Origin of the sequence: Streptosporangium brasiliense, from assembly GCF_030811595.1 — a bacterium.
Lineage (GTDB): Bacteria > Actinomycetota > Actinomycetes > Streptosporangiales > Streptosporangiaceae > Streptosporangium > Streptosporangium brasiliense.
Map to the genome: position 1 here is coordinate 2,459,392 of NZ_JAUSRB010000002.1, position 20,761 is coordinate 2,480,152.

Annotated in this window: 22 protein-coding genes; 10 read left to right on the forward strand and 12 right to left on the reverse strand. The window is 71.4% G+C overall.

Going from position 1 to position 20,761, the window contains the following annotated elements; genetic code table 11:
* Nucleotides 1-11 precede the first annotated feature (11 nt).
* The 3 genes from J2S55_RS20025 to J2S55_RS20035 form a co-directional block, all read right to left on the reverse strand.
* Entirely contained in the window at nt 12-1,448 is a 1,437-nt protein-coding gene (locus tag J2S55_RS20025) for a replication initiator (protein WP_306863176.1), read from the reverse strand.
* Nucleotides 1,445-1,696 carry a hypothetical protein gene (locus J2S55_RS20030; protein ID WP_306863177.1) on the reverse strand — a complete coding sequence of 84 codons (252 nt, stop codon included), beginning with the start codon at nt 1,694-1,696 and terminating at the stop codon, nt 1,445-1,447. The genes J2S55_RS20025 and J2S55_RS20030 overlap by 4 nt, the downstream gene beginning before the upstream one ends.
* A gap of 473 nt (nt 1,697-2,169) precedes the next feature.
* The gene (locus tag J2S55_RS20035) at nt 2,170-3,714 is read right to left on the reverse strand and encodes a recombinase family protein (RefSeq protein ID WP_306863178.1); all 1,545 of its coding nucleotides are present in this window, start codon (nt 3,712-3,714) and stop codon (nt 2,170-2,172) included.
* Here J2S55_RS20035 and J2S55_RS20040 point away from each other — a divergent pair.
* From J2S55_RS20040 to J2S55_RS20055, 4 genes are all read left to right on the forward strand, one after another.
* Entirely contained in the window at nt 3,713-4,306 is a 594-nt protein-coding gene (locus J2S55_RS20040) for an MFS transporter (protein WP_306863179.1), read from the forward strand. The genes J2S55_RS20035 and J2S55_RS20040 overlap by 2 nt on opposite strands.
* A gap of 10 nt (nt 4,307-4,316) precedes the next feature.
* A complete protein-coding gene (locus J2S55_RS20045; RefSeq protein WP_306863181.1) occupies nt 4,317-5,879 on the forward strand; it encodes an FAD-dependent monooxygenase in 1,563 nt (520 codons plus the stop codon).
* A 228-nt stretch (nt 5,880-6,107) separates the two neighbouring features.
* Nucleotides 6,108-6,326, forward strand: coding sequence for a carboxymuconolactone decarboxylase family protein (locus J2S55_RS20050; RefSeq protein WP_306863184.1), 219 nt, complete (start codon nt 6,108-6,110; stop codon nt 6,324-6,326).
* A gap of 12 nt (nt 6,327-6,338) precedes the next feature.
* Nucleotides 6,339-6,671 carry a carboxymuconolactone decarboxylase family protein gene (locus J2S55_RS20055; RefSeq protein ID WP_306863188.1) on the forward strand — a complete coding sequence of 111 codons (333 nt, stop codon included), beginning with the start codon at nt 6,339-6,341 and terminating at the stop codon, nt 6,669-6,671.
* Between the two features lie 91 nt (nt 6,672-6,762).
* Here the strand turns inward: J2S55_RS20055 and J2S55_RS20060 are convergent, their stop codons facing one another.
* From J2S55_RS20060 to J2S55_RS20075, 4 genes are all read right to left on the reverse strand, one after another.
* Nucleotides 6,763-7,827, reverse strand: a complete 1,065-nt coding sequence (locus J2S55_RS20060; RefSeq protein WP_306863191.1) for a cobalamin-independent methionine synthase II family protein — start codon at nt 7,825-7,827, stop codon at nt 6,763-6,765.
* A 31-nt stretch (nt 7,828-7,858) separates the two neighbouring features.
* A complete protein-coding gene (locus J2S55_RS20065) occupies nt 7,859-8,941 on the reverse strand; it encodes a hypothetical protein (protein WP_306863194.1) in 1,083 nt (360 codons plus the stop codon).
* A 107-nt stretch (nt 8,942-9,048) separates the two neighbouring features.
* Entirely contained in the window at nt 9,049-9,588 is a 540-nt protein-coding gene (locus J2S55_RS20070; RefSeq protein ID WP_306863196.1) for a DUF4262 domain-containing protein, read from the reverse strand.
* Nucleotides 9,589-9,624: 36 nt separating this feature from the next.
* A complete protein-coding gene (locus J2S55_RS20075; RefSeq protein WP_306863199.1) occupies nt 9,625-9,789 on the reverse strand; it encodes a hypothetical protein in 165 nt (54 codons plus the stop codon).
* 96 nt (nt 9,790-9,885) lie between these two features.
* Between J2S55_RS20075 and J2S55_RS20080 the strand changes: the two genes are divergently transcribed.
* Nucleotides 9,886-11,049 (forward strand): alpha/beta hydrolase family protein, encoded by a 1,164-nt coding sequence (locus tag J2S55_RS20080; RefSeq protein WP_306863203.1) that lies wholly within the window; start codon nt 9,886-9,888, stop codon nt 11,047-11,049.
* Between the two features lie 61 nt (nt 11,050-11,110).
* Here J2S55_RS20080 and J2S55_RS20085 read toward each other — a convergent pair whose 3' ends face one another.
* A complete protein-coding gene (locus tag J2S55_RS20085; protein WP_306863206.1) occupies nt 11,111-11,731 on the reverse strand; it encodes a pentapeptide repeat-containing protein in 621 nt (206 codons plus the stop codon).
* A 228-nt stretch (nt 11,732-11,959) separates the two neighbouring features.
* On the opposite strand from J2S55_RS20085, the gene J2S55_RS20090 reads away from it, so the two are divergent.
* Entirely contained in the window at nt 11,960-12,556 is a 597-nt protein-coding gene (locus tag J2S55_RS20090) for a hypothetical protein (RefSeq protein ID WP_306863209.1), read from the forward strand.
* Here J2S55_RS20090 and J2S55_RS20095 read toward each other — a convergent pair.
* A complete protein-coding gene (locus tag J2S55_RS20095) occupies nt 12,511-13,173 on the reverse strand; it encodes a TetR/AcrR family transcriptional regulator (RefSeq protein WP_306863212.1) in 663 nt (220 codons plus the stop codon). The two genes, J2S55_RS20090 and J2S55_RS20095, sit on opposite strands and share 46 nt — an antisense overlap.
* 154 nt (nt 13,174-13,327) lie before the next feature.
* Here J2S55_RS20095 and J2S55_RS20100 point away from each other — a divergent pair, with 154 nt between their 5' ends.
* The gene (locus tag J2S55_RS20100) at nt 13,328-14,146 is read left to right on the forward strand and encodes an alpha/beta fold hydrolase (RefSeq protein WP_306863215.1); all 819 of its coding nucleotides are present in this window, start codon (nt 13,328-13,330) and stop codon (nt 14,144-14,146) included.
* A 326-nt stretch (nt 14,147-14,472) separates the two neighbouring features.
* Here J2S55_RS20100 and J2S55_RS20105 read toward each other — a convergent pair whose 3' ends face one another.
* The 3 genes from J2S55_RS20105 to J2S55_RS20115 form a co-directional block, all read right to left on the reverse strand.
* Nucleotides 14,473-15,279 carry an SAM-dependent methyltransferase gene (locus J2S55_RS20105; RefSeq protein ID WP_306863217.1) on the reverse strand — a complete coding sequence of 269 codons (807 nt, stop codon included), beginning with the start codon at nt 15,277-15,279 and terminating at the stop codon, nt 14,473-14,475.
* Between the two features lie 235 nt (nt 15,280-15,514).
* On the reverse strand, nt 15,515-17,302 hold the full coding sequence (locus J2S55_RS20110; RefSeq protein WP_306863220.1) for a sensor histidine kinase: 1,788 nt from the start codon (nt 17,300-17,302) through the stop codon (nt 15,515-15,517).
* Nucleotides 17,299-17,997, reverse strand: coding sequence for a response regulator transcription factor (locus J2S55_RS20115; protein WP_306863224.1), 699 nt, complete (start codon nt 17,995-17,997; stop codon nt 17,299-17,301). The genes J2S55_RS20110 and J2S55_RS20115 overlap by 4 nt, the downstream gene beginning before the upstream one ends.
* An 81-nt stretch (nt 17,998-18,078) precedes the next feature.
* On the opposite strand from J2S55_RS20115, the gene J2S55_RS20120 reads away from it, so the two are divergent.
* The 3 genes from J2S55_RS20120 (at nt 18,079) to J2S55_RS20130 (ending at nt 20,716) form a co-directional block, all read left to right on the forward strand.
* Nucleotides 18,079-18,933: a L,D-transpeptidase gene (locus J2S55_RS20120; RefSeq protein ID WP_306863227.1), complete on the forward strand. Its 855-nt coding sequence runs from the start codon at nt 18,079-18,081 to the stop codon at nt 18,931-18,933.
* A gap of 137 nt (nt 18,934-19,070) precedes the next feature.
* Nucleotides 19,071-19,343, forward strand: coding sequence for a hypothetical protein (locus J2S55_RS20125; protein ID WP_306863230.1), 273 nt, complete (start codon nt 19,071-19,073; stop codon nt 19,341-19,343).
* A 374-nt stretch (nt 19,344-19,717) separates the two neighbouring features.
* Nucleotides 19,718-20,716: an alpha/beta fold hydrolase gene (locus J2S55_RS20130; protein WP_306863233.1), complete on the forward strand. Its 999-nt coding sequence runs from the start codon at nt 19,718-19,720 to the stop codon at nt 20,714-20,716.
* The last annotated feature ends 45 nt before the right edge of the window (nt 20,717-20,761 follow it).

Consider the following 20,761-nt stretch of genomic DNA (forward strand, 5'->3'; position numbering starts at 1 on the left):
GCCTGCCCAGTTCAAAGAGGTGGACATTCCGCAGCGGCGGTTCTGTTGTCTTCCCGTTCACGAGCGATCTTGCGTGCGGTGACGATGTGTTGTCGGGCGTTATCGGCCCAGAAGGCTTCGCCGTGTCGGTGCCCGCTCCCGGCATAACGCCAGTCCTGCAAGGTGATCGTTTCCCTGTCGTCCCGCTCCGGGAGACCGAGGATCAGCCGGGCTTGTTCGGCGCGGTGGTCGGCCCGTGCCTGCCGAAGATCGCCCAGGGTCGTGGAGTAGCGGCGGGACTTGGTGGAGAAGTGCCCCCGGTAGCCGAGCATGTGAGCCCAACGCCGCAGGGGAATGTCCCTGTACTGGGGTAACTCACCCAGGCTGAAGCAGGTCAGGATCATACGCCGGGCGTGTTCGGTCACGTCCAGACTGGTGATGTCCCAGATGTTGCGGATCGGACGGTCTACCGTCCCGGCTGACTCCGCGCCCTTGGTGGCGTACTTGGCCACGTAGGACGCCACACGCTGATCACTGACCCCGCCCAGGTCCGAGGAGACGTAGACCGGTCGGACGTCGAGCTGATCGCCCCAGCCCAGAACGGGAACAGGGCCAGGAGAACGGCTTGGGACGGGAACGGCGACCTGTCCGGCAGCCTGCCGGATCGCGCGGTCCAGCAAGGGGGCCGTTGCCCAGTCCGGCGGTCGGTCCGCAGGCCCCTCCGGTCCGTCGAGGCGGATCACAGCATGGAAGTGGACCAGGCCGCGCGCTTGATACTCAGCGACCTTGGCGTATGACAGCCGCAACGTCCGGCGTAGCTCGGTACGGATGACGCCGAGCAGGCGGGCGAAGACGGACGGCATGGCCTTGGTGAACTCCCGCCAGAGCTGGCCCGCGTGGGCGTTCCACAGCACCGCCCCCTGGTAGTCGTAGCAGTCCAGGCAGAGCGGTTGTCCGACCTGGGGGTCATCGCGGTCATGGCGTGCGCCGCAGCTTTCCAGCCGCCCGTGTTCGCACACGGGGACATCGCGCCGGGGACGGCAGGGCACGGTCTTGCCGTCCTTCCCTTCCCGGTGGGCGTGGACCGCGCCGAAGGACGGAGCGGTGAAGGTGGCGAACACGCGAGGATGGCCGCTCACATCCTCCGGGACGCCTTTGCCGCCCCGGAGACCGGAGATGATCAGGTGATAGGTGTCGTCTTTGTACGTCGCCGAGCAGGCCGGGCAGCGGGATGCGCGGCGGTTGCCGCACGCGGTCAGTAGGAAACCCGTGGGTTCGTCGGCGGTCCGGTAGACGTCCAGGACCTCACCTGTCCCGGCGTCCACGGTGATGCGTTCGCCGTGGAGCCGGACGGGCTGAGCACAGCCGCCAGTGGCGTACACCATGCGTTGCCACCGGGTGAAGTCCGGCATGGCTGCACGCTGTACGGCGGCCAGGATGTCAGAGGAGAACGGAGGGACGGTGCTCACGCGGCAGCATCCCTTCCGGCCTCCGAGGAGACAGGGGCGGGGGCGTCGGCGATCTCGTGAGAGAACTCGATGCCGTAGATGGCAGCCACACGCCGCCATGCCTCGGGGGAACGCTCAGGGGCCTGAGCGATCATGCGCGTGCTCCACTCCTCGGCAAGCGCGGCGTACGGTACCAGTTCAGGAGGTACCAACCGACTCCTTTCCTCGCAGGAAAGCCGCCGCTTGATTCGGAAAGCGATAAGCGTCATTGCCAGGCATGCTGATATTGCATGACTGTTCGTATGATGACGTTTATCAGCGAGAGTTTCGGAGTGTTTTTATGCGACTGTTAAACCAGTGAGCGCTGCCGGTGATGCTGGCCTACCGATGGCCGGGTCTCCCCATCGGAACGGCCGGTGTTCGCCATGTGGCCCGGTGGTGTCCTGCGCTCTTTCTCTGTCGCTGCTGGTTTCTCGCTGCTTCCCGAACGGCGGAGCTCTTTCGTGCCTTCAGTTCTACCACTAAGAGAACGAATGAACACAGGTAAAAGTTCCCGTCACCGCCATTCTCGGTGAGCCTCGGACGTCCTCATAAGTGTCTCCAGGGGTCCACTGTCGTCCAGTGGCGTCCAACTGCATACGGCTGCATATGAATCTCATGTATTAACGAGTAAGGAAGCTGTCACCATGAGGCTAGGTGGCCAGATCCCTAATCGTCGAGGACGTCCTGAGACGTCTCGCTGTTACTCCTCCCGCCAGACCGGTTCCAGTAGGTTCGGGTCGAAGGCCCGCCTACCAGGCCCCGCCGAATGGATGATCACGGTGATGAGGTCGGCCCGGATGTGCGCCCGCTTCTGCGACAGGGGTAGGCCGCCTTCCTCCTCGGGGAGGTACCAGCGCCGCCGGATGTCATCGACATCGACGGCCGCCGCAACCTCCTGCCGCTTCACCGCCGCGTCGTGCTTGGCCTTTTCGCTGCGAAGGCCATTGATCTTCTTTTCCAGGATCGGTAGATCGTGGAAGTAGCTCTGATTGGATATGTTCCGTGCGTGCCATTGCTCCCGGAGCATAGCGAGCTGTTCCATGGCGTCTTTCAGCTCATCTCTTCCTGCCCACTCCACGGATTCCCGAGGAGCGTTGAATGCCGCTTTCTTCGCCATCCGATTGAGAACCAGTTCTGAGATGAAGAAGTCCACCAGGTCGCCGCGCCGACTGATTCCGCCACAGCCACCCGAGCCTTTCGCCTGACACGCGTAGCGGTGCGTGGCGCTGTTCTTCGGGGTGGTCACCCGTAGCGACTTGCCGCAGATTCCGCCGTCCTCGGTAGGGCGTCCGCAGCGAAGGAATCCGGTAAGCAGGTAGTGGACTTCGCGTGCGTCACCGGGGAGCGGCAACGGCCCGAGGGGCACACCGTCCACCCCGACGCGTCGCCCCCTACGGCTGTTGATGATCGCTTGTACGGCGTGCCACTCCTGTTGAGTGAGAATCGGCGTCCACTCCCCGATGATCGGTTCGCCATCCGCATCCCGCATGATCTCTCCATGGAAGAGCCGCCATCCGCACAGCCGAGGAGAGGTGAACATGACTCGGAGCGTCTGGACGCTCCACTCATTGCCCCGAGGTGTGCGCACACCCAACTTCCGCCACTGGCCGACGATGGAGTTGAGCGAGCGGCCTCCGATGAACTCGCGTGCCGCCTCCTGAATGATCCGGCTCTCGACCGGGGCCAGCGTCCGCCGATCGGCCTGCCAGCCGAATGGCCGATGACCGCCCACCGGCCTGCCCTCGCTGGCACGGTTGCGGTGTGAGTCACGCATCCGGCGCGCGATCTTCCTTGCCTCGATCCTGGCCCCGACCACGCTGTAGAGGCCCATGCTCTCCACGTCTTCGCTGTAGAGGTTCTTGACCTGCCGGTAGTCGGCGAACACGAACCCCTCGTGCAGCGTGAACGCCTCCACGAAACGTTCATAGTCGCCCGGACGCCGCGCAAGGCGGTCGTCGGCCACGACCACCACTCCGCGAACAGGGGTGCCGTCGGCAAGCTGTCCCGCCCGCAGCGCCGAGACCATCGCCTCGAAGTCGTCGCGCACCACGTTGACCTTGGACGCCGACTTGTCGTTGTCGGTGAACTCATGCACGACCGTCCACCCTTGGCGCTTGGCGGTCTCGTGGTTCATCCGGTGCTGATCCCTCACACCGTGTTCGTCCTTCTTGAGATCTGCCGAGATCCGGGCGTAGGAGACCACCGGAATGGGCGAGCCTGGGGCCAGTGTTGCCAGACGTAACATGAGCACCTCCGTTGAAATATTCCCTCTAAGTCGGTTCTACTTCCAGAGCGTCCACGGCTACAGCCCGCTCGTGACCGGGGCGGCCTTCCTCGTGCCGTCCCTCATGATCGCCGCCGGCACCCAGATCGGCGAGCGGATGGCCACCCGGACCGGGATGCGCCTGACCCTGCTCACCGGCATCGTCGCCGGCGCCGCCGGCACCGCCCTGCTCGCCACGGGCATGAGCGCGGGCGGCTCCTACTGGAACGTGCTGCCCGGCATCGTCGTCATGGGGCTCGGGCAGGGCCTGACCTGGACCGGGATGTGGATCGCCGCCGCCTCCGGGGTCGCCGCCGGAGAGCAGGGGGTCGCCTCCGGCATGGCGTCCACCGCCCTGCAGGTCGGGACCGCGCTCGGCCTGGCCGTGCTCGTCGCGGTCGCCGGCCAGGACGTCACCGGCCTGGCGGGCGAGGCCCTGCTCGGCGAGATCACCGGCGGCCTGCGGGCCGCGATCTACGTCGCCGCCGCGGGTATCCTGCTGAGCGCCTTCCTGGCCCTGACCTTCCAACGTCGCGAGGCGGCAGAGCCCCGGCCCGCGCGCGTGGACGCCTGAGGAGATCCCCATGAGTTCCGACGTTCCGAGCTTCGACGTCGCGGTGGCCGGCGGCGGCCCGGTCGGCATGCTGCTCGCGGCCGAGCTCGCCCTCCAGGGCGTCCGACCGGTGGTCCTGGAGCGGCTCCCCACCCCGACGGGGGAGTCCAAGGCCGGCACGCTGCACGCCAGGACCGCCCAGAGCCTGAACCGCCGGGGCCTGCTCGACGAGGTGGGGAGATCCTCCTACGGTGGCGTGCGCTTCCATTTCTCCGGCATGTTCGAACTGGACCTCGGCGCGGTGGCCGGAGAGGGGCCCAGCATCGTCGGCAGCCCGCAGGCGTGGGCCGAGCAGGTGTTCGCCGACCGCGCCGCCGACCTGGGCGCGGAGATCCGGCGGGGACACGAGGTCGTCGGCCTCACCCAGGACGCCGACCGCGTCACGCTGACCGTGGAGGGGCCGGCCGGGCCGTACGAGCTGGCCGCCCGCTACGTGGTCGGCGCCGACGGCGCCCGCAGCGCCGTGCGCAGGCTCGCGGGCATCGCGTTCACCGGCACTCCGGCGGGCGTCGCCGCGCTGATGGGCGACGTCCGGCTGCTGGACCCCCTCCCCGGTGGCTGGCACCGCACCCCGAGAGGCTGGCTGATGGTCTGGGGCGGCGGGACGCATGGCCACAGCCGGATCAGCACCTACGACTTCCGCGGCCCGCACGCCGACCGGCAGGCGCCGGTCTCCCTGGAGGAGCTGCGCGGTGTGGTGGAGCACATCGCCGGCCACCCGGTCCGGATGGCCGAGCCGCGCGCCCTGACCCGGTACGGCGACGCGGCCCTCCAGGCGGAGACCTACCGCCGGGGGCGCGTGCTCGTCGCCGGGGACGCCGCCCACGTGCACTTCCCCTGGGGAGGGCAGGGGCTCAACACCGGCATGGAAGACGCCATGAACCTGGGCTGGAAGCTCGCCGCCCAGGTGCGGGGATGGGCCCCCGACGGGCTGCTCGACACCTACCACGGCGAGCGGCACCCGGTGGCGGCGCGGGTCCTGTGGAACGTCCGCGCGCAGACCGCCCTGGCCGACCCCGATCCCCGGGTCGACCCGCTGCGGGAGCTGTTCGCCGAGCTCATGCGGCTGGAGCAGGTCAACGACCACCTGAGCGGCATGATCAGCGGCACCCGGACGGCCTACGACGTCGGCCACCCCGGCGCCGGCCGGCTCGCCCCGGACACCGAGCTCAAGACCGAGGACGGCGCGGTCAGCCTGGTGGAGCTGCTCCACCGGGGCCGGCCCCTGTTCCTGTGCCCCCTGGACGGCGGCCTGGACAGTGGCCCGGGGGACGCCTCGGGCGGTGGCCCGGGGAACGCCTCGTACGGGGGCCCGGGCGGTGGCCCGGGGAACGGCTCGGGCGGTGGCTCGGCGAGCGGTGGTGAGCGGCCGGTGGACGTCGTGGCGGGGTGGGCAGACCGGGTGGACACCGTACGGGCGGCCCAGTGCGAGCCGCTGCTCATCCGGCCCGACGGCTATGTCGCCTGGTGTCCCCCCGGCGACGCCGCCTCCCTCCGGGCCGCGCTCCGCCGCTGGTTCGGCGAGCCCGGCTGAGCCGCGACGGGCCCGGCCCCGCACCGGACGCCGTTCGCCGGAGGTCCCGCGGCGCGGCGTCCGGCGGATGGTGGTGAGGCGGGCGGCAGTGTGGGAGTGGCGGTGCGGGAGTGGCGGAAATCGGCCATTGACGGCGGACGGTGGCGCGGCGATCGTGGGTGATTGCCAGGTGATCTTCCATTGAGGCCGCGCGGGCACCTCTCCGCCATGGTCACTGAAGGAGCGTTCATGCCACACATCACGTTGAACACCGACGAACCAGGCATCCGCGGACTGCTGAGGTTCCGCCCGGAGACGGCCCGCCCGCTGAACGACCTGGCCGAGGTGCTGCTGCGCGGGGAGAGCACCCTGTCGCGCGGGGAGCGCGAACTGATCGCGGCGTACGTGTCGGGGCTGAACCAGTGCCGGTTCTGCACCTCCTCGCACGCGGCCTTCGCCGCCGCGTAGCTGCCGGAGGGGATGGCGCTGGTGGATCAGGTGCGCGCCGATCCGGACGGCGCGCCCATCTCGGCCAAGCTGAAGGCCCTGCTGGCCATCGCGGGCGCGGTCCAGCAGAGCGGGCAGCGGGTCGGCGACGAGCAGATCGCCGCGGCCCGGGCGGAGGGCGCGACGGACGTGGAGATCCATGACACGGTGCTGATCGCGGCGGCGTTCTGCATGTTCAACCGCTACGTCGACGGCCTGGCCACGATCGCTCCCGACGACGCGGCGGACTACGCGATGGCGGCCGACCGGATCATCGCCTACGGCTACACGACCACCTCGCCCGTCGCGGAGCCCCAGAGCGGATGACCCCGCGCGGAGCGCGCGCCGCCCGCCCCCGCGGGGAAGGCCGAGCCCCCCGCGGGGAAGGCGGCGCGCGGCCCGCGTGGGGCCGGCCGTATCAGGCGCCCAGGGCCTCGGCGGCGAGCGCGGTCCCCCGTATCCGGGCGTCGATCTTGGCGAAGGCGACCTCGCGGGAGGTCGAGGTGTCGTCGGCGAAGGGGGAGAAGCCGCAGTCGTCGCAGGTGCCCAGCTGCTCGGCCGGGATGTGGCGGGCCGCCCGCAGCACCCGGTCACGCACCTGCTCGGGAGTCTCCACCTGAGGGTCGATCGGATCGGTCACCCCGACGAAGACCCTGGTCCCGGGGCGCAGGTGGGCGCCGATGACCTCCAGCGCCCGGTCCGGGTCGGGCTCGCCGGCCAGCTGGACGTAGAAGTTGCCGGCCCGCAGCCCGAGGAGCTTGGGCAGCAGCGCGGCGTAGTCGACGTCGGCGCTGTGGGTGGAGTCCTGGTCGCCGCCGGGACAGGTGTGCACGCCGATCCGGGCCCGCTCGGCCGCGCTGAAGCGCTCCAGGAGCTGGTTGTTGAGGGTGATGAAGTCATCCAGCAGCCCGCCGCTGGGATCGAGCTTGAGCGACAGCCGTCCCTCGGTGAAGTCCAGCTGTACGGCGTGCGCACCCGCGTCCAGGCAGCCGCGGATGTCGGCCTCGGCCTCGGCGAGCAGGTCGTCCAGGAAGACCTTGCGGGGGTAGTCGGCGATGCCGTCGGCAGGATAGAGCAGGCTCAGCGCCGACGGGGCGATGACCGCCTGCTTGACCGGCAGGCGGGTGTGGCGCTGTGCCTGCTTCAGATACTCCGAGGCGTGGACGCGGTAGCGGAACGGGCCGGAGGTCAGGCACGGCAGTTGCCGGGTGTGCCCGTCGGCGAACGGAATGACCGCCCCGTCGGGGCTGAGGCCGTCGAGTCCGGCGATCGGATAGGTGACGAAACTGGGTTTGGACTGCTCGCCGTCGACGAGGACCGGGCAGCCGAGCTGCTCCAGCCGCGCGATGGTGTCGGCGACGGCTCCGGCCTGCTGCGTGGCCAGTTCGGCGTCGCCGATCCGGCCCGCGGCGTGGTCGGTCAGCGCGGCCAGCAGAGCGGGAGGACGGGGGATGCTGCCGATCGGTTCGGTGGGGATGTCCATGCCGTGATCGTAAATAACGATCCGTGCCCCATCAATCACTTACGGATATGGAGCGCTCTCCCGTTTCGCTCCGGTGACCGCCGGCGGCCTCGGTGGGGGCCGGGCGGGTGGGGCGGGGGCCGGTGGGACGGGGGGTCGCGCGGGGTCTGGCGGGAGCGGTCCGGGCGGGGGCCGGGCCGGTGGGGATGGGGGTCGCGCGAGGTTCGGCGGAGGAGGGTCCGGTGGGGATGGGGGTCGCGCGGGGCTCGGCGGAGGCGGGTCCGGCGGGGACGAGAGAGTCGCAGGTGAAGCCCTCGTCGTGGTCGGGCTCCAGCACCATCTGCTGGAGCACGGTCGAGCCCGTCGGACGGCGGAAGGTCTCCTGCCTGACGCAGTCGTAGAAGGCGTAGGTCCCCTCGCGCTCACCGAGCAGCAGCAGGGGCACGCCCCCGCGCATGGGCTTGCCGTTGCCCGGGTGGGTGGCGAGCACCCACTGGTCCTGGAAGCCCGACAGGGTCAGCACGAGGCTGCTCCGCCCCGTGGTGGCCAGCCGCACCGCGTCCGACTCCATCTGCCCGATCAGCACGAAGCCGAGCCCCATGCCGGTGAACGCGGCGACCACGACCCGCATCCCGGCCCGGCCCGTCGGGCGGCGCCGGAGCAGCCGGAAGGGCACGACGAAGGCGACGACCCCGATCCCCGTCGCCACCAGCACGACCGTGGCGGGCCCCACTCCCTCGGCGAGGCCGAGATAGCCGAGGAAGCCCCAGTACGTCCCGCCGCACCACACCGCGCCGAGGGCGGCCGCCGCCCAGGGCCGTTCCCGTACGGCGCGGGCCAGCCTGGACACGTGGCCCCGGGCGGCCCTGTCCACCAGCCAGCCGACCGCCACCAGCGCGCCCAGGACCAGCGCGCCCACCAGAGCCAGCAGGATGAGACACCCGACGAGGCGGCCGAACATGGTCGCCTGGTCGATGCCCGCCTGTTCGGGGCTGATGTTGAAGACTCCGTACACCTGCTGGATGCCGAGGTAGAGCAGGGCGTAGAGCGCGATGCCCACGGGGAGCACCACCGAGCCGATGCGCTGCAGCAGGTCGATGACGCTGCCCCGGTCGGCCGTATCCTGATCGGTCATTGCTCGCTGTGTCCCGTTTTGGTGTTGATCGACCGAGACAGGGTGTCATGCGGGGCGCGGCGGACACCTGTCGGGTGCCCCGGATGCCGGGCGCCCCCGGACACGCCTCAGGGCAGCTCGGTCCACGGGCCTGGGGCGTGGTCGTCCTTCGGGATCCACAGCGCGGGCTGGAGCTCGCGCAGTCTCGGCGCCGCGGCGGGGTCCCAGGGATACCGGCCCCCGGCGTCGGGCCAGACGATCTCCATGAAGGGCAGCGGCGGCTGCTGGTAGAAGTGCAGCGCCATGCCGAACAGCGAGCGGTACCAGCTCGTGTCCACGGTCTTCGCGACGACGGGGTAGTCCTTGATGACGTCGTCCCGTTCCTGGTCCGCGACGAGACGGTGACCGGCGGCGACCCTGTCGGCCAGGGTGTTCAGGCAGTCCTTCAGCACCTCGACCCGGAGCCCGAACATCGCCGCCTCGGGCGAGCGGAGCGTGTGCCACAGCCCGACGGTGAACGCCCACCCGGGACCGGCCTCGTCCGCAGGGATCATGATGACGCCCCACCCGCGCTCCTGGACGTGCCGCATCATGTCGCGGTCGAGCTCGTCGAGCTCGATGTCGCGCTCGACGCACAGGAGACAGTGGCAGGCAAGCTGGTCGAACATGATGTCGAGCGTAGTGGTCCGTAGGTGAGGTGACCGTCAGCTCCGGCGACGGTCGGCTCCGGTGACGGTCTTCCCCGGTCCCGCCTCCTCCAGCCCCGACCTGGCTGTCCGCCGGTGGCGGGGCCGGTGCCGCAGGGCCGGTACGGCCTCCGCCGGCAGGTCGGCGAGGGGCGTCGGCAGCCCGGCGTCCAGCCCCCGCATGGCGGCCCGGCGGGGCGCGACCCTGACGGAAGTCGGGGGTGGGGTCTGACGGATGCCAGAGGTGGCGCAGGGGCCCGTGCGGCCAGATTGGTGCTCATGCGAAAGACAATGACCGCCCTCCTCGCCGCCGCCCTCCTGGCGGTCCCGGCCGTGGCCCACGCCGGCACCGTGCCCGAGAGCCCCAAGATCACCTTCGAGCTGCCCCCGCCCACCGGGCCGCACGCCCTCGGGACGACAGAGGTCCACCTGGTGGACAAGGCCCGGTCGCGGGAGCTGATGATCAGCGTGTGGTACCCGGCCCGGCCGGGGAAGGGGCCGCGAGCGCCGTACATGACCCCGAAGGCCGCCGCCTACTTCGACGGCGGCGCACCCGCGCTGGGCCTGAGGCCGGGCCAGGTCGACTGGGGCGCGGTCACCACGCACGCCCGCCAGGACGCGCCCGCCAAGGGGCGCTGGCCGGTGGTGATCTACTCGCCCGGGTACGGCGTGCCGCGCACGCTCGGCACCTCGACGGTGGAGGAGCTGGCCAGCCGGGGATACGTCGTGGTGACCGTGGACCACACCTACGAGGCTCCGGCGGTGGAGTTCCCCGACGGCAGGCTGGAGGTGGCCAGACCGCCGCAGGGGGACCGGCTCACGCACATGCGCCAGGCCCTGGAGACCCGGCGCGAGGACATCCGGACCGTCCTGGACCGGCTCCCGTCCGTGAAGGGGCTCGCCCCGGCGATGGACCTGTCGAGGATCGGGGTGTTCGGCCACTCCTACGGCGGCGACACCGCGGCCGAGGCGATGCGCGCCGATCGGCGGGTGGACGCCGGGGCCGATCTGGACGGCTGGCTCGCCCACGACGTCGGCGGCGAGGCCCCCAGCCCCGCGGCCACCGAAGGGGTCGACCGGCCGTTCCTGCTGATGGGCTCGCCCGGCAGCACCGCGGACGGGCGGATCAGGGACCATCTGACCGCCCCCGCCTGGACGTCCTTCTGGGAGAGGTCGACCGGCTGGAAGCTGGACCTGTCGATGCCCGGGGCGATGCACTACAGCTTCACCGACGTCCAGGCGTTCCTGCCGGAGCTGGATGAGGAGCTTGAGGTCGTGCCGGAGGTCAGGGCCCAGCGGATCGGCACCGTCGACCCCGGCCGGAGCGTCGCCGCCCAGCGGGCCTATCTCACCGCGTTCTTCGACCAGAGCCTCAAGCACCGGCCGCGGCGGCTGCTGCGCGGTGGGACGTCCGAGTATCCCGAGGTGACCCCCGTCCGGTAGCTCCCCGCGCGGCGGGCCCGGCTGCCGGTGCGGGGGCGGCGGGGCGCCGCCCGGGGCCGGCTCAGTCGGAGCGCACCTGCAGGCCGAGCGCGGTGGCGATCGTGACGGCCTGCCGGATGTCGATCACCGCGTCCTTCAGCTTGACGACGGACGGGTCCAGGGATGACAGGTCGCTGCCCCGCAGGTCGCTCCGGGAGAGGTCGGCGCTGTGCAGCCAGGCGCCGGACAGGTCGACGCCCCGGAGCGTGACCCCCTCGCCGCGCGCGCCCGTGAGGTCGGCCTCGCGCATCCGCACGTCGTTGAACGAGGCGCTGCGCAGTCCGGCTCCGGGCAGCCCGACGAACGACCAGTCACCGCCTTCGACCTTGAGAAGGTCGAAGGTGCAGCCGTCGAACAGGCTGCCGACGAACTTGCAGCCGGTGAAGGTGGCGTCGAAGAACGTGCACCGTTTGAAGGTGCAGTTCGTGAACGCGGTGTCGGAGTGCGCGGAGGCGTTGAACCGGACCCCTGTGAAGGTGCACTCGTGGAAGACCGCGCCGTGGCTCGACGTCTCGGTCATGTCCACGTCGAGGAAGGCGACCCGGTCGTGGCGCCGGCCCGACAGGTCCTCGCTGTCCCAGTCCTGCGACCGGATGGTGGTCCGGGTCTCGGGTGCGGGCACGCCGTACTTGCGCTCAGCCATCACTCGTCGTGCCTTCCGTGCCGGGGCGGAGGAGGTCACCGGCTCCGGGCCCCTGCGGAGCCGTCGAGGGGGAGGACCGGCCCTGTAACGGTAGTGCCCCCGGGTGACAGCGGCGCCCAGGGCCCGGCGGCCAACCCTGCGTCATCACCGAGTGTGTTCGCTGGACTACGGAGTGAAAAAAGGAGAGAGTGCAGGTCGTAGCGCCATGAAGGTTCCGTGGGGGAAGAAATGGCTATAAGGAGAGCTCGGTCCGCCACCCTCCCGGTGGCGGTGATGCTGGCGGTGACGCTGATCGGCGGCTGTGGCGGTGTCCGGCCGGCCGACCCGGCCCCCCAGGGCGCGGGGGCCGCGCCCCCGGCGGCCGCGAGCACCCCGCCGCCGGCGGGCGCCCAGGGGAGCCTCGACGAGGAGTGTCCGACCACGGGCAACACCAGGCGGTTCGCCAAGACGCGCTTCGCGCTGCACGCCGGCCTCGCGCTGGGGGCGTTCTACCGTTACATCTACCGGCCGCTGCGGAGCGGGGGCTTCAAGGCCGGGGCGGAGAAGCGCAAGCGCACTTTCGTGAAGGCGGCCGTGGCCGGCCTGTTCGCCATCCACGAGCTGAAGGTCGCCAAGAAGTTCGCCATGGCCAGCCCGACGCTGTGCAAGGGCGTCCAGGCGGTCAGCGACAGCTTCACCAGCCTCACCGACAAGCTGAAGAGCGGCACCGCCACGGAGGCCGACCTCGATGTCAGCAAGAACGCCTTCGACAGCCTGAAGCAGGACGCCCTGAAGAACGGCTACGACTTCAAGGAGAAGAACGTCGTCGTCCCCGGAGCCGGCTGAGCGGGTCCGGCCGCCGGGTCCCCGGTGCCCGTGGCCGGCCCGAGGCCGGCCACGATGGCGCGCAGGCCCTGCAGCACCTCGGGTCCGGAGGGTGACTGCCCGGGGTCGGTCAGCCACTGCAGCATCACGCCGGAGAACAGCGCCAGCTGCACCGAGCCGACGGTGCGCGTCGTGGGGTCGGGGAGCTCCTCCTCCGGGGTGCCCAGCAGCGTCGCCGCCAGCCCCCGGCGCCCCTCCTTCTGGGCGCCGGCCAGATACTGCCGCAGGTCGGGGGAGTGCTCGGCCTGCAGAAGCGCCTCGACGGTGGCGAGCCAGAGCTTGCGGTGCTCGCCGAACGACTCGATGATCCGCGTCCACATGGCCTCGTACTGCTCGGCGGGAGTGGAGGCGGGGTCGCCGTAGGCGGCCAGCGTGCGCCCGGTCTCGGCGCCCCACTCGTCGATCGCCTGGATGAGCGCCGCGTTCAGCAGCGCCTCTCGGGAGCCGAAGTGGTAGCCGATGGCGGCCATGCTGACCCCTCCGGAGGCGGCGGAGATGTCACGGACGGTCGTCCGCGCCCACCCCTTCTCCTCCAGGCAGCGCCTGGCGCCGGCGAGCAGATCCTCACGATTTCCCATACCCGGGATGCTACTTGCCCTGGCAGGCGCGCCGCCTGATTTTCAGACAAATGTCTTGTGCGATCGAATTGGGCATATGCATTGCGCAAGCGCCCAAATCCTCTGTACTGTTCGGGTCAGGCAAGAGACACCGAACGACACTGAGGAGACAGACATGAGCCGCGGCGACACCCTCCAGACGACCACCCCCATCCGGGCCGAGCTGGACCTCGACGGCCGCCGCCTGTCCTACGTCGACTTCGGCGGGGCCGGCCGCCCCCTCGTCGCCCTGCACGGCCACATGTCCGAAGGGGCGAGCTTCGCCGCCCTGGCCGCCGCGCTGGCCCCCGAGTGGCGGGTCATCGCCCCCGACCAGCGCGGCCACGGCGAGTCCGACCGGGCGGCCGACTACTCCCGGGAGGGCTACGTCGCCGACGTCGTCGCCCTGCTCGACCACCTCGGCCTCGACCGGGCCGTGGTCCTGGGCCACTCGCTCGGCGCCATCAACGCCTACCAGCTCGCCGCCCGCCACCCCGAGCGGGTCAGTGCCCTCGTCAACGCGGAAGGGGCGGCCTCACTCGGGCTCGACGGCACCAACCCGCTGGCCTTCGTGCTCGCCCTGCCCTACCAGGCCCCCACCCGCGAGGCGCTGATCGAAGGTCTCGGCCAGGCCGCCGCCTTCTTCGGCGACGCCCTGCGGGAGAGCCCCGACGGCACCTGGCGCCTGCCCTTCCACCCCCAGGACATCGTCGACTCCGAGGACCTCGTCCACGGTGACCACTGGAACGACTGGCTGGCGAGCATCTGCCCGGCCCTCCTGGTGCGCGGCGTCAAGGGGGTCATCCCCGCCGAGCAGGCCCACGCCATGATCGAACGCCGCCCCGGCACCCGCCTCGTCGAGCTGGAGACCGACCACTTCGTCCACACCGGCGACCCCGACGGCTTCACCCGGGCCGTCGGCGGGTTCCTCCGGTCCCTGGACCCTGCCGCGTGACCCGCGGCGCGCCGGCCGGTCAGACGTGGCGGCGCCACCCCTCCAAGCTCGCGCCGCCACGTCCGTTCACCGGGCCGGTCCGGAACGAGCCGTCCGGACCACCCGAGCCTCACCCGCCGGCAACAGGCGGGGTCTCACATGCTTCGGAGCCGTCGTCGCCGCGGATTGCCCGCCGTACGGACCTCCGTCCACGGCTGGAGCCGGCCGTCGACCTGGGCAGCCGGCTCGGCGAGGACAGGACGCCGGTGAGGGTCGTTCACGGTCCGGCGGGCCCGATGACCGTCAAGATCGGCGAGCTGGTCCCGCCCCGGCGAGGAGGGCGGCGTTCAGGGCTTGCGGCCCACGCCGGCGTAGCCGATCGAGGTGTCCTGGTCGCCGATCAGCGGTGGGTGATCGGCGGGGCGCCAGTCCTTGGGGAACACCAGGCCCGGTTCGACCAGCTCGTAGCCGTCGAACAGGCGGGTGATCTCCGCGTGCGTGCGCAGGTTCAGCGCCGCGGTGGCCTGGTTGTAGATCTCCAGGGCCTCCGGAGTGGTGTCCGGCTTGGCGTCGATCGCATGGCTGACAACGAGGTAGCTGCCCGGCGCGCTCGCCCCGTGCAGCCGCCGGATGATCTCGTGGGCGCCCGCGCCCTCGGCGCTCTCGTCCGGGATGAAGTGCAGCAGGGCCAGCATCAGGAACGCCACCGGCCGGTCGAAGTCGACGTGCCCGCCCAGCTCGGCCAGCAGCTTCTCCGGATCGCGCACGTCGGCCTGCAGGATGGTGACGTCGTCGCCGCCCGCCAGGAGCGCCCGGCCGTGCGCGCACACGACGGGGTCGTAGTCCACGTAGGTCACGTGGGTGCCGGGCGCGACCGCGTGCGCGATCTCGTGGGTGTTGCCCTGCGTGGGCAGCCCGGAGCCCAGGTCCACGATCTGCCGGACGCCTGATCCGACCAGATGGCGTACGGCACGCGAGAGGAACGCGCGGTTCTCCCTCGCGGAGTCGCGGGTCGCGGGGAAGAGCTTCAGGATCTGTTCGGCCGCGGCCCGGTCGGCGGCGAAATTGTCCTTGCCGCCCAGGTAGTAGTCGTACATCCGGGCGACATTGGGCACGTTCGGGTCGACCCCGTCCGGCGTAGCCTGATCATCCACGCTGTCTTCCGATCTGTCGCCGTCCTGCTGGAATCGATCTTAGAGAAACTTCCGCCGGTTCGTGCGGATCTTGCAGGACCGGTAGTGATCCGTACGGATTCCGCCGATGTCGGGCGACTGGTATGGGTTTCGCCGGTACGGGGCGCCTGGTGTGGACTCCGTCGGTACCGGGTGATTGGTGTGGATTTCGTCGGTACGGGGCGCCTGGTGCGGGTTCCGCCGGGCCGGGAGCGGCTCATGCCGGCAGACCCGGGTCGACCGGCAGCCGCAGCGTGAAGACGGCGCCCTCGCCCGGGACGCTGGAGACGCTCACGGTCCCGTGGTGGGCCTCGGCCAGGTTGCGGACGATGGCCAGGCCGAGCCCGCTGCCGCCGGTCCGCCGGTTCCGTGACTTCTCCTCCCGCCAGAACCGGTCGAAGACGTGGGGGAGGTGTTCGGCGGCGATGCCGACGCCGGTGTCGGCCACCTCGATCAGGACGTGCCCGTCCGCGAGACGGCCCCGTAGCGTGATCCGCCCGCCCGGCGGCGTGTAGTGCACGGCGTTGCTCACCAGGTTCCCCACGGCCTGGCGCAGCCGTACCGGATCGGCGAGGAGTTCGGGGGCGCCGGTGGTCTCGGCCGTCAGGGCGAGGCCGGCCGCGTCGGCGCGGCCGCGGTGCGCCGTGGCGATCTGGTCGAGCAGGTCGGCCACGTTCACCGGCTCGGGGTGCAGCCGCAGCCTGCCCGCGTCCGCGAGAGCCAGCTCCTGCAGGTCGTCGACGATGTGCTGGAGCTGCATGATCTCCTCCACCAGTGAGTCGATCAGCGCGGGGTCCAGCTCCGCGACGCCGTCCTGGGCGGCCTCCATCCAGCCGCGCAGGTTGCTCAGCGGAGTGCGGAGCTCATGGGAGACGTCGCTGACCATGGCCTTGCGCTGCGCCTCCATCCGCTCCAGATGCTCCGACATCCTGTTGAACGCCTCCGACAGCTCGCCCACCTCGCCGGTGGCCGTCACCGCGACACGGGCGGAGCTGTCACCCCGCTGCATCCGCTGGGCCGCCTCGGTGAGCGCCCGCACCGGCCTGGTCAGCCGGGTGGAGATCACGAAGCTCACCGTGATCGCGAGCAGCAGGACGAGCAGCGCGGTGCCCGCGATGCGCGCCACCCCGGCCGAGGTCAGCTCGGTGGAGGGCTGCTGCGCCGAGGAGCCGAGGTAGAGCAGGGCCGCGGGCGCGACGTACGCCCTGAGCTGCTCGCGCCGGGCGCCCGCCAGGCAGGCGGAGACGGGCTGCTGGTCGAGGACGCGCGGGCTGGGGGCGGGGGCGGGGGCGACGGGCTTGAACGTCCAGGACAGGTCGAGGGCGAGGGTCACCTCGGACTTGTTCTGCCTCGACAGACACCGGTTGAGCAGGTGGTTGAGCTGGCGCAGCGCCTTGCGTTCGGTCGCGGTGGGACTCTCCAGCGTCCTCAGGGCGCACGCGGAGACCACATAGGTGCTCTTGCTGGGGATCTCGACGGAGGGACGCCCGGACGGGGAGAGGACGACGTCGGCCTCCTGCCCGTTGCGGCGCGCGCAGGCCGCCCCCGCGTTGGCGGCCTTCCTCAGCCGGGACCGCTCCGCGGCGGCGAGCTTGAACGGCCCGACCGCCCGAGGGTCGATGCGGTCCTTGGCCGCTCCCGGCACCAGAGTCACGTCCACCCGCAGCGGATCGACGACCACCGAGGGCTTGGCGGGCAGGAGAGTGTCGCTGGAGTCGGCGATCGGTTCGCCGCTCTCGGTGGTGAGCGCGATGCGGCGCCCTGTCTTCCGGGCCAGGTCACGCACCGTCTGACCGACGCCGTCCCAGCTCGCGTGCGTCGCGCCGTAGCCGAGCAGGGTGTCGTTGATGCGCGTGTCGGTGACCAGGGTCTGGTCCTGCTCCTCACGGATGGCGCCCGAGGTGCTCTGGCTGGTCAGCCAGGCGGTCGCCGAAATCGAGCAGACGGCCACCAGGACGGAGCTCGCCAGCAGCCGCGTGAGCAGGCCGTGCCGCCGGACCCTCATCCCGAGCCGTCGGTCAGCTTGTAGCCGACCCCGTAGACGGTCAGGATCCGGGTCGGCCTGCGCGGGTCGGACTCGATCTTCTTGCGCAGGTTCAGCATGTGCACGTCGATCGTGCGCCTGGTGATGAAGCGGTCGAACCCGTGGACCTCCTCCAGGAGCTGCGCGCGGGTGAAGACCCGCTCCGGCTGGGCGGCGAGCGTCTCCAGGATCCGGAACTCGGCGGGCGTGCAGTCCACCGGGCTGCCGGCGACGCTGACCAGGTGGCGTGCGGGGTCGACCAGGAGATCGCCGACCTTCAGCGTCTCCTCGGGGTCCACGGTGTCCCGGGAACGCCGCGCCCGCCGCAGGAGCGTGCGGACCCTGGCCATCAGCTCCCGCGGGCTGTAGGGCTTGGTGACGTAGTCGTCGGCCCCCAGGTCAAGGCCGATCAGCAGGTCGTCCTCTGTGGTGCGGGCGGTCAGCATGAGCACGGGGACGTCCGACTCCGCGCGGATGACACGGCAGACGTCGAGGCCGTCGGCCTTCGGCATCATCACGTCGAGCACCACGAGGTCGGGCTCGCGCCCGCGGGCCTCGTCGATCGCGGCCCGCCCGTCATGCACGACGAGCACCGAGTGGCCCTCCCGCTCCAGATAGCGGCGGACCAGCTCGGCCTGCTTCACGTCGTCCTCTGCAACCAGCACATATGCGCACATCGGGACGAGGTTATGTGACCAAGACAGGTCGTTGACAGCGAGCAAACAGGACCTTCACATTCCTCCGCCAGTCTGCGTCACGTGAAGTTCAACGGCTGTCTCGCCGCGGCGGCACTCGCCGCCGTGGCCACGCTGACCGGGTGCGCGGCCTCCGAGGCCCGTCCGGTCCCTCCGCAGGCACTCACCGCCACCGGTCAGGCCGGGACCGGGGCTGCCGCCGCCACTGATCAGGCTGGGACCGGGGCTGTCGCGACCGGTCAGGCCGGGACCGGGGACGGCACCGCCACTGATCAGGCCGGGACCGGGGCTGTCGCCGTCGATCACGCCGAGACCGGGGCCGGCGTGGAGGTGGCGACCGTGCGGGGACCACGCATCGCGGTGTACAAGCGCAAAGGGGCGAGCCTGCCCTGGCGTGAGCTCGCGAGCCCCAACGACTACGGCGCCGAGCGGGTCTTCCTCGTGGAGCGCCGCGACGGCCGGTGGCTGCGGGTGCTGCTGCCGGTCAGGCCCAACGGCAGCACGGGCTGGATCAGGGCGGATGACGTCACGCTGGCCAGAACCACGCGCCGGGTGGAGATCGACCCCACGGCGTTCAGGTTCACGGTCTACGACGGGGAGCGCGTCCTGCGCCGGGGGAGGGTGGCCACGGGCCAGGCCGGCACGCCCACGCCCCCCGGCCGCTACTTCTTCACCGAGCTGGTGCGCCCGCCGGACCCGCGCGGGCCGTACGGCGCCTACGCCTTCGGGCTGAGCGGGTTCTCCCCGACGCTGAAGCGCTTCGCCGGAGGCCCGGGGCAGCTCGCCGTCCACGGGACCAATGATGCGGCGGCCATCGGCACGCGGGCCAGCCATGGCTGCGTCCGGGTCGGCAACGCCGACATCACCTGGATGGCGAAGAACCTGGCGATCGGCACCCCGGTCGTCGTGAAGGGCTGACGCCCTCCGGACCACATGTCGACCGGTCACGGATCGACATCGACCGGTCATGGATCGACCGACCACATGTCGAACACGGAGAACGGCTCCACCGCGGAGAACGGCTCCGCCACGGAGAACAACGGAAGGTGAGATACATGCGTCTCAAGCTCGTACTCGGCGGCCTCGCCGCCGCCCTGGCCCTCGGCGCCGGTCTGGCCGGCACGGCGATGGCCGCCGGGCCCGCCAGACCGGCCGTCAGCGGGCCCTCGGCCGAGCCCGCCAAGCCCACCGCCCCCCGGCCCGTGGTCACGCCCGCCGAATCCGACACTCCCCGGCCCGCTCCGGCCAGGGGCGAGGCGGATCCGACCACGGCCCCGGCACCGGAGCCCGGCGAGCCCTCGGTGCGGCAGCCCAGCTACACCGGCTGAGCACAGGCGGCGGACGGCGAGGGCGCCCGTGACCGGCGGGCGCCCGCAGCACTGGGCGGATCATCGCCGGTCCCGGCCTGGACCGGCCGGCACCCGGTCGCGGATCCCCCACGAGGACGACCAAGTCCGATCCGGCTGTCGCTGTAGGACCGTCCGCCGCAGCGGAGTAGTCTCCCCGCAGGTCAGGAGGTGTCCTGGCCTCTCCTGCCCAAGCGTGGCGGCGCCGTCCCTCCGGACCAGGCGCCGCCACGTCCGCTCCACGGGCCGGCTCCTCCTGACGGAGGAGGGGACGGCGGCGGCCGAAGCGCCGGTGGCACAGCGGGTTCCGCTGTGCGGAGGAGGAAACGGACGGGCCGCATACCTAGGTTCGAGGTGTGACGGACGGAGAGTTCGAGGACGCACAGGTGGCGCGGCCCAGAGAGCGGCGGCGACCGTGGCGGCTGCTGCTGCGGATCACCGCCTGGGGCGCGGGCCTGGCCGTGCTCGCGGCGAGTGCGGGATTCCTCTACGAGACGGACGCCCGGCAGGGCGATGCCGCGCGCCACAGGGCGCCGGGGCGGCTGGTCGACGTCGGCGGTCACCGCCTGCATCTGTACTGCACCGGGACAGGCGCTCCCACCGTCGTGCTGGAGGCGGGGCTGGCCGAGTCGAGCGCGAGCTGGGAGGCCATCCAGCGGCGGCTCTCCGCGGGTAACCGGGCGTGCTCCTACGATCGCGCCGGATACGCCTGGAGCGAGGACGGCCCGTCGCCGCGTACGGCCGAGCGCACCGCCGGGGAACTGCGCACCCTGCTGGCCGCGGCCGGGGAGGCGGGGCCGTACGTCCTCGTCGGGCACTCCTACGGCGGCAACACGGTGCGCGTCTTCGCCGACCGGTGGCGGGACCTGACCGCCGGGCTGGTGCTGATCGACGTCACCGACGAGACGGCCGTCACCGCGCTCCGGATCTCCCGCCCTCTGCTCGCCGTCCAGTTCACCGTCAACCAGCTCGTCGCCCGCCTCGGCCTGCTCAGACTGTCGGGCGACGCCCTCGTGCCGCCCGGCGCCACCGCCGCGGCCCGCGCCGGCGCCACCGTCGTCTACGGGGACCGGAGCATGGCGGCCGCCCGCGCCGAGGCCTGGGCCTCAGCGGACAGCGCCGCCCAGGTCGCCGCGACGGTCCGGCCGCGAGCATGGGGCGATCTGCCGGCCGTGGTCATCTCCGCAGGAGGCCAGCCGGCGGAGGTGACCGATCACGCCAGGCGCCTTGCCGCACTGTCGGCCCGGGGCCGCCTGGTGGTCGCGGCCACGACGGACCACTACGTCCAGAACGCCGAGCCCGGACTCGTCCTCGACGCCGTCCACGAGGTCATCGCCGCTTACGGGCAGAGGTGACCGCCCGCCCCGGGCCGGGGCCGCCGCCGGCCCCGCCCATGCCCA